Below are 7,512 nucleotides of genomic sequence, written 5' to 3' on the forward strand. Positions count from 1 at the left end.
CCCCTGGCCGACACGGGGCCCTTCGCCCACCTGGCCACCGCCACCCCTCCCGCGGGCACCCTGACGGCCGACACCGGCTCCTACGCGCCCCTCACCACGGCACCCACGACGGCCCCGGCACCCTCACCCGCACCCGCACCCGCACCCGCACCCGCACCCGCACCCGGCTGGGCCCCGAGCACAGCGCCGCAAAACGCTGTCGCCCCCCGGACCACCGACGCCCTACGCATCGCGAAGGCCATCGCGTTCGCGCGGGCGCAGGTCGGGAAGCCGTGCGTGTGGGGCGCCACGGGGCCGGACTCGTACGACTGCTCCAGCCTCACCCAGGCGGCGTGGCGGGCGGCCGGGGTCACGCTGCCCCGGGCCGCGCACGAGCAGGCGCTGGCCGGGACCCCGGTCACGCCGGCCGGCCTCGAACCGGGTGACCTCGTCCTCTTCTTCGACGACGACCGGCACGTGGGCCTGCACATCGGGGACGGTGTGATGGTGCACGCACCGGGCCCGGGGGCGTCCATACGCGAGGAGTCGATCTATGGCGCCGGGGAGTCCGCGATCCACCGGGTGATCCGGCCGGCGTGACGCCCGGCCGACTCCTTCGAGGAGCCCCTTCTCAGCACCGGACACCTCGGCGGGCGCGTCTGCTCTCGTAGTGGTCGAGCAGGGTCTGCTCCAGCGGCCGGTAAGTGAGCCCGAGTTCGCGGATGCCGCGGCTGTTGTCGACGCGGAAGCGGATGCCGAGGTGCTTGCGGATGTAGTCCTGTGTGAGGCCGAAGGCCGGGCCCAGGATCCGCACGGGCCAGTGCGGGAGGGCGGTGCGCGGCAGCCGGGGGTCGTGGGGATGGCGGGCGCGGATCATGCGGGACATCTCGTGGAACGACGTCATGGTCTCGGCGGCCACGATGTACCGGCCGTGGGCGCCGGGGCTCTCGGCGGCGGCGATGTGCGCGTCCGCCACGTCCCGTACGTCCGCCGTGGTGAAGCTGAAGTCGGGGGCGCCGTAGCAGAAGTAGCCCTTGAACAGCTCGTCGAGGAGGAAGAGGCTGCCTGACTCGGATGCCGGGGTGAGTGAGGGGCCGAGGATCAGACCGGGGTTGACGGAGACCATGCGCCAGCGGTCCTGTGCCGCCTCGGCGTCCCAGGCGGCGCGCTCCGCGAGGGTCTTGGCGTAGTGGTAGGGGTTGTTCTCCAGTGTGCTGGTGGTGTTGAAGTACCGCTCGGACAGCACCCCGCCGTCCATCTGGAGGACGTCGGCGTAGTCACCGAAGATCGCGCCGACGGTGGAGGTGAACACCAGGGTCCGGACCTCTGAGGTCCGCTCGATGGCGGCCAGGACGTTGCGGGTGCCGCGCAGGGCGGGTTCGACGACGTCCCGTCGGCCGTCGGTGATCTGCTCGGGCATGAGGAACGGCGAGGCGACGTGGAAGACGGTCGAGCAGCCGTCGAAGGCCGCGTCGAACGCCCCCTCCTCCAGCAGGTCCGCCTCGAACAGCTCCAGCCGCCCGGGGAACGCCTCCTGCATCTCCCACAGCGGCCGCACCTTCGCCGGGTTCGCGATGCGGCGCACGGTGGCGCGCACCCGGTAGCCCCGCTTGAGCAGCCGCCGCACCAGATGACTGCCGACGAACCCGCTGCCGCCGGTCACCGCGACGACGGTCTCCCCGCATCCACCCACGTGGCTTTCACCCCTGACTACTCGTCATCGAACTCCACCCCGGAAGGACAGGGTCGACCATGTCGGGCGAGGGAGGGAAGGGAGGAGGGGCAGTTGCGTGCCACCGCCTCAGCGGAACTCGTGCACCACCTGGATCTCACCGACGATATGGGCGTTGAAGTCGTCCAGTTCCTCGGCCGGGACCCAGAGTTCGAGAATCGTCCGGCCGCCGGAACGGCGGGTCGGGAGACCGGAGGTCAATACCAGTCGTCGTCGCCGACTCGAAGCGAACGGCCGAGGTAGTCCTGCAGGTTGCCGGCGACCCATCGACGGCTGTCGCTCTCGTGCTCCCAGACGAAGATGTCGGGACGCTCGGGCTTCTGCACGAAGGCGAACTGGTCGCCGCCTCCGTTGTCCCCGAAGAAGAGGAGGGCGTCGAAGGTCATGTAGAGCTGGGCGAACGTCTGGTCGGACCAGAAGAGCAGGTTCGTCTCGACGATCTGATCGAGGGGCCAGACGGTGTCCACGTGAGTGTGTCCGATCACCCCGTTGCTTTCGAGGAGCAACTGCCGAAGCTCTGCCGGCAGCGTTCGCCTGAGCCGCGTCTCCGCCGCGACGAGATCGGATGCCTGGGCCGGTTCCCGGAAGCCCACACCGGGAAAGACCGCTGTGGCTGCCTGTCTCCACATGATCCAGAGCTTAGCCAACCGCCTGAAGGGCGCCTGCACTGCATCCGCGGTAGCAGCTTGAACCCGTTGATCTTCTCAACCGACGGACAGGCTCATCGGTGTAGGTGAGCCAGAGTCCCCTCGCTGACCGGGTAGGCCGGTTCACGGGGCAGGAGTTGCTGTGCGGCGTTCAGGTCTCCGCCCTGTACGTGCGCGTGGATGGTGCGCGCGAGCGAGGTGATGTCGGTGATGGAGACGGTCCACTCATCGGCGTAGCGACGTGCGGCCTCGCCGGCGAGGCCGAGTTGGAGTGACCGGTGGGCGAGCGGCTGTAGGTGGAGGTCGCGTTCGGGGTCCCATTGCACCCGGGCCGGAGCCCGCCTCAGTTGGCGCTTCCACGTGTCGTGGTCGGTGTGGAGCCCGTGCTCGTAGTGGGACAGGCAGGCGTTCCTCAGTGCCCACTCGAAGCCTTCGCGGGAGATCTCGACGGCGAGGACGGTCTCCTGCCTTTCTTTGGTGCCCCACCCGCAGCGGTACATCATCCACAGGAACGACGGCTTGATCCAGGTCATCCGGTCCCGCTGCCACACCGCCGGGAAACGGCCGTCCCGGGCGGCCGACAGGCCGATCTCCGGGGCGTACGCCTGGTAGACGGTGACGGTGGAGTCCGTGTGCCGGGCTCGAATCCGGTACTTCGGTTCTGACATGGTGACCAGAGTGGACACACCGTTTCGCGCACGCCATCGAATTACCGCGGTGTGAGGCCGTGGAGCCGGCGACAGCGAGCGAACGTACGCGGTCCCCGGGGGGCCTGGCGACGCACCTGAACCGCAGGTGCAGTACGCCCTCGCCCTGGATGGCGACGTGCGGGTCCTCCGGCAGGTGCCGGCCGTCGATGCCGCCGAAGTAGCGTGCCCGAGCCGAAGACCACCGGGACGACGTCCATCGCCACCTCGCCACGAGGCCGGCGACGAGGATAAGCATGACCTGGATGAGTCATAAGATCGGCTTATGACGTCATAGGCCGGACCCCCGTACTAACTTAGGGCTGCCTTAGTCTAGGCTTCCCGATCGAGTCGCCTGTTCACGCTCGAAGGGAACTGATCATGCCGCGCCCCCTGCGGGTAGCCATAGTCGGAGCCGGTCCCGCCGGGATCTACGCCGCCGACGCCCTGCTGAAGTCCGGGGTGGCCGCCGAACCCGGCGTGTCCATCGATCTCTTCGAGCGGATGCCCGCACCGTTCGGCCTGATCCGGTACGGCGTGGCGCCCGACCACCCGCGCATCAAGGGCATCATCACCGCCCTGCACCAGGTGCTCGACAAGCCCCAGATCCGGCTGTTCGGCAACGTCGACTACCCCACCGACATCAGCCTGGACGACCTGCGCGCCTTCTACGACGCGGTGATCTTCTCCACGGGCGCGACGGCCGACCGTGAGCTGCCCGTCCCCGGCATCGACCTGGACGGTTCCTACGGCGCCGCCGATTTCGTCCTCTGGTACGACGGCCACCCGGACGTGCCGCGCACCTGGCCGCTGGAGGCCGAGAAGGTGGCCGTGCTCGGCGTCGGCAACGTGGCGCTCGACGTCGCCCGCATCCTCGCCAAGACGGCGGACGAGCTGCTGCCTACCGAGATACCCCCGAACGTCCACGACGGTCTGAAGGCGAACCGGGCCAAGGAGATCCACGTATTCGGCCGCCGCGGTCCCGCGCAGGCCAAGTTCAGCCCGATGGAGCTGCGCGAGCTCGACCACTCGCCGAACATCGAGGTCATCGTCGACCCCGAGGACATCGACTACGACGCCGGCTCGATCGAGACCCGGCGCGGCAACAAGCAGGCCGACATGGTCGCCAAGACCCTGGAGAACTGGGCGATCCGGGACGTCGGCGACCGGCCGCACAAGCTGTTCCTGCACTTCTTCGAGTCGCCCACCGAGATCCTCGGCGAGGACGGCAAGGTCGTCGGCCTGCGCACCGAGCGCACCGCCCTCGACGGCACCGGCAACGTCAAGGGCACCGGCGAGTTCAAGGACTGGGACGTCACCGCCGTCTACCGCGCCGTCGGCTACCTCTCCGACAAGCTCCCGAAGCTGCCCTGGGACCTGGAGTCCGGCACGGTTCCGGACGAGGGCGGCCGGGTCATCGAGGAGAGCGGCGCCCACCTGCAGTCGACGTACGTCACCGGCTGGATCCGGCGCGGTCCGGTCGGCCTGATCGGGCACACCAAGGGCGACGCCAACGAGACCGTGGCCAACCTGCTGGACGACCACGCAGGCGGCCGTCTGCACACGCCCGCCTCGCCCGAGCCGGAGGCCGTCGACGCCTTCCTCGCCGAGCGCGCCGTCCGCTTCACCACGTGGGAGGGCTGGTACAAGCTGGACGCCGCCGAGCGCGCGCTGGGCGAGCCCCAGGGCCGCGACCGCGTGAAGATCGTCGAGCGCGAGGACATGCTGCGCGAGAGCGGGGCGTAAGTACCGAGGGGCGGGTCGCCGAGTGCGTGCCGTCCGCCCCGTGCGGACCGCACGTCGGGCGGGGCCTCGTGGGACTTCGGAAGCCGAGTCCCGCGGGGCCCTCCCGTGCTGTCGGGGGTCCGTGCGGGCGTGGTGAACGGGACCTGCCCCTAAGCGGATGGGTGAGCGGGCCCCGTTCGATCGACCATTGTGGGCACTGCGCGCCGGCGCGGGGACGTGTGAACCGCGGTCGTCCGGGGTGCGCGGCGCACACCCCGCGCGCACGGCGCGCGTCCCGTACGCGCGGAGTCCGACACGACCCGCCGCCCGGCCCCCCGCTCGGCCCACCGGGGCGAGGTGTGGTGATACTGGGGGTCACCCCCGCCCCCATCAGCAGATTGGCTCATGTCGAACTCCGCCACCGACCGCGCCCACCTCCCGCAGACCCTCTGGGCGGCCCGCGGCCGCCACACCGGTCCCGAAGCACCCGACGTCGTCCGTCGCACCCTGCGCAGGCACAAGGAGAGCGGTGACCTGGACGACTTCGCCGAGCCCCCGGCACCCGACGACTCGCCCGGACACGAACACGTCTTCGAGGCGCGCTGGCGGTCCGACGGCGCGGTGACCGTGCGCGCCCGGCTCACCCTGGTACCGCACCTGGACCGGCCGGACACGCACGAGTGGACCCTGGTCGCGGAGGCGGAGTCCCCGTGGGACGAGGCGTGGCCCTCACCCGCGACGCTGTTCTGGCCCGAGGCCGGGGCGGCCGACGCCGCCGACGGCGCCTGGGACCACCACCCCAGCGTCGCGGGCCTGCGCTTGCGGCAGGTGAACCCGCTGCCCGAGGACGACAAGGAGATGCGGCGCCGGCTGCGGGACGCGGCCCGGGACGCCTGGTGCGTCAACCTGGTCGTGCACGAGGCCATGACCCCGGACGAGCGGGGCCGGCTGCCGCTGGCCCGGCTGCTGCCCCCGGGGCTGCGCCACCGCGTGGTGGAGCACCGGGCCGCACCGCAGCAACTGCGCGCCGTGAACTGGGCGCTGAAGGACCTCGGCGTGGAGGTGCCGCGCGGCGGCGCCGTGCTGCTGCCCCCGGACCCGGCGCCGGACGGCTACGACGTCGGCAGGTACCGCGTGCGGTCGGTCTTCCTCGATGGTTCCGAGCCTGCCGAACTCCTCACCCTGCTGCGGGAGTTCGCCGCCCTGCCGCGGCCCTTCCCGCAAGGTGCCGAGGAGGCGCTCACGGACCTGCGCGAGAACTGGACCCTGATGACCCTCAAGGAGCAGCTGGAGCGCGAACGGGGACTGGTCGCCATGTACGCGGACGCGCTGGAGGCCATGACGAAGTCCCGGGACCTGTGGCGGGACGCGGCCGAGCAGGCCCATCAGGCCCTGGCCGCCTACCGCGACACGCCCGCCCAAGCCGACCTGCCGCATCCTCGGCAGCGGGCCGGCGGCCGGACGCCTTCGCCGCTCCAGCAGCTGACCCGTACGTTCGAGCGGCTGAAGTTCGCCCCCAGGGCCGCGCAGCCGGTCCCCGCGGCTGACGGCGACGCCGTGGACCCCGCGGGCCGGGCGGACGGGACGGCGTAGCCGCGTGGCGTCCCCGCCGCGGCGCTCGCGGCGATACCGAGGCCCGTAGCGGGAAGGGGAGAAGGAAGGGGAAGCGAGGGGGCCGTCCCGGCCCCGCACCGTGAGCCCCCCGTGAGTCACGAGGGACAGGAGGCCGCATGGATTCCACCGCGACCCTGCTGGTGATCGCCGCCGTCGTCGCGGCGGCGCTGCTGGCCGTCGCCGTCGTACTGCTGGTGCGGCTGGTGCGCACCCGGCGGAACCTGCGGCGGGCCGGGCTGCCCACGGGGCCCCGCTGGGTGTTCTGGGGCGCGGTCGCGTACCTGGTGCTGCCGACCGACCTGCTGCCCGATCCGGTCTACCTCGACGACATCGCCGTACTGCTCCTGGCCCTGCGCAGCATGCGCGCCGGCCGGGCGCTGCCGCCCGGGCCCGGCGAACCGGCGGGCGCCGAACGGCTCAAGTCGCCCTGGTCGTCCCGGTGAGGCGCCCGCTCCCGCCGGCCGCGCCGTAGCTCCCCCGCTCACCAGCTCACCGACTCATCAGCTCACCGGCCCACCGGCTCACCGCTCCCGCTCGCGGCGTGCGCCGACCGCCCAGAGGGTGGCGAGGAGCAGCGCCAGGGCGGCGAGCGCGGCCGCGGCCGCCGCCGTGCCGGCGATCCACGGCGGGGCGACCATCGCGGCCTGGAGCTGGGCCGGGTCGGGCAGGCCGAACCGGCCGCCGAGGGCCGGGCCGACGGCGAACGCCGCCATGACCACGAGCGTCGCGGTCGCCGCGGCCACCCGTCCGCGCACGGTCCGCGACGGCATGGCGAGGGCGAGTACGACGCAGAGCCCCGAGACGAGCAGCGTGGTCTGCAGGACGTTCTGCGGCAGAGCGACCCCGTAGCGCGGCGCGTGCGCCACACCGCAGACGAAGGCCAGCAGGCCGGCGGCGCGGGCGAGCAGCAGGGGGGCCTTGGACGTCCTGGCGGCCCCGTCGGCCTTGTCGGCCATCTCGGCCCTGCCGGGCTCAAGGGCCTCGGAGCCCGCGGCCGCCTTGAGGTCCTTGGCCGACTTGGCCGACTTGGCCGACCTGGCCGGCTTGACCCGCTCCGCCCCGTGCCGGCGCCTCGGGCGGGGGACCTCGTCCGGCTCCGTGACGGCGGCGGGCGTCGGGGCGGAGCGGG

Annotated in this window: 8 protein-coding genes and 2 pseudogenes; 4 read left to right on the plus strand and 6 right to left on the minus strand. The window is 72.0% G+C overall.

Annotated features, from left to right (window positions below):
- A partial coding sequence (locus V7E45_RS36950) for a C40 family peptidase (RefSeq protein ID WP_333778663.1) occupies positions 1 to 579 on the plus strand: 579 nt, incomplete at its 5' end.
- 31 nt (positions 580 to 610) lie between these two features.
- On the opposite strand, the gene V7E45_RS36955 is transcribed toward V7E45_RS36950, so the two are convergent.
- The 5 genes and pseudogenes from V7E45_RS36955 to V7E45_RS36975 all read right to left on the minus strand — a co-directional run.
- Positions 611 to 1,672, minus strand: a complete 1,062-nt coding sequence (locus V7E45_RS36955; protein ID WP_333778664.1) for an NAD-dependent epimerase/dehydratase family protein — start codon at positions 1,670 to 1,672, stop codon at positions 611 to 613.
- 108 nt (positions 1,673 to 1,780) lie between these two features.
- Positions 1,781 to 1,912 (minus strand): hypothetical protein, encoded by a 132-nt coding sequence (locus V7E45_RS36960; RefSeq protein WP_333778670.1) that lies wholly within the window; start codon positions 1,910 to 1,912, stop codon positions 1,781 to 1,783.
- The gene (locus tag V7E45_RS36965; protein WP_333778665.1) at positions 1,909 to 2,340 is read right to left on the minus strand and encodes an SMI1/KNR4 family protein; all 432 of its coding nucleotides are present in this window, start codon (positions 2,338 to 2,340) and stop codon (positions 1,909 to 1,911) included. Before V7E45_RS36965 ends, V7E45_RS36960 begins: the two co-directional genes overlap by 4 nt.
- Positions 2,341 to 2,432: 92 nt before the next feature.
- A complete protein-coding gene (locus V7E45_RS36970; RefSeq protein ID WP_333778666.1) occupies positions 2,433 to 3,026 on the minus strand; it encodes a DUF4291 domain-containing protein in 594 nt (197 codons plus the stop codon).
- Positions 3,027 to 3,141: 115 nt separating this feature from the next.
- Positions 3,142 to 3,297, minus strand: a pseudogene (locus V7E45_RS36975) (dihydrofolate reductase); the annotation flags it as partial.
- 128 nt (positions 3,298 to 3,425) lie between these two features.
- On the opposite strand from V7E45_RS36975, the gene V7E45_RS36980 reads away from it, so the two are divergent.
- The 3 genes from V7E45_RS36980 to V7E45_RS36990 all read left to right on the plus strand — a co-directional run bounded on the left by V7E45_RS36980 (position 3,426) and on the right by V7E45_RS36990 (position 6,826).
- Complete coding sequence (locus V7E45_RS36980) at positions 3,426 to 4,790, plus strand: FAD-dependent oxidoreductase (RefSeq protein WP_333778667.1); 1,365 nt, start codon at positions 3,426 to 3,428, stop codon at positions 4,788 to 4,790.
- Between the two features lie 384 nt (positions 4,791 to 5,174).
- Complete coding sequence (locus tag V7E45_RS36985; RefSeq protein ID WP_333778668.1) at positions 5,175 to 6,362, plus strand: hypothetical protein; 1,188 nt, start codon at positions 5,175 to 5,177, stop codon at positions 6,360 to 6,362.
- Positions 6,363 to 6,499: 137 nt separating this feature from the next.
- Entirely contained in the window at positions 6,500 to 6,826 is a 327-nt protein-coding gene (locus tag V7E45_RS36990; RefSeq protein WP_333778669.1) for a YkvA family protein, read from the plus strand.
- 78 nt (positions 6,827 to 6,904) lie between these two features.
- Here the strand turns inward: V7E45_RS36990 and V7E45_RS36995 are convergent.
- Positions 6,905 to 7,512: pseudogene (locus tag V7E45_RS36995) on the minus strand (hypothetical protein); the annotation flags it as partial.

Origin of the sequence: Streptomyces sp. IBSBF 3136 (assembly GCF_036815105.1) — a bacterium.
Classification (GTDB): Bacteria; Actinomycetota; Actinomycetes; order Streptomycetales; family Streptomycetaceae; genus Streptomyces.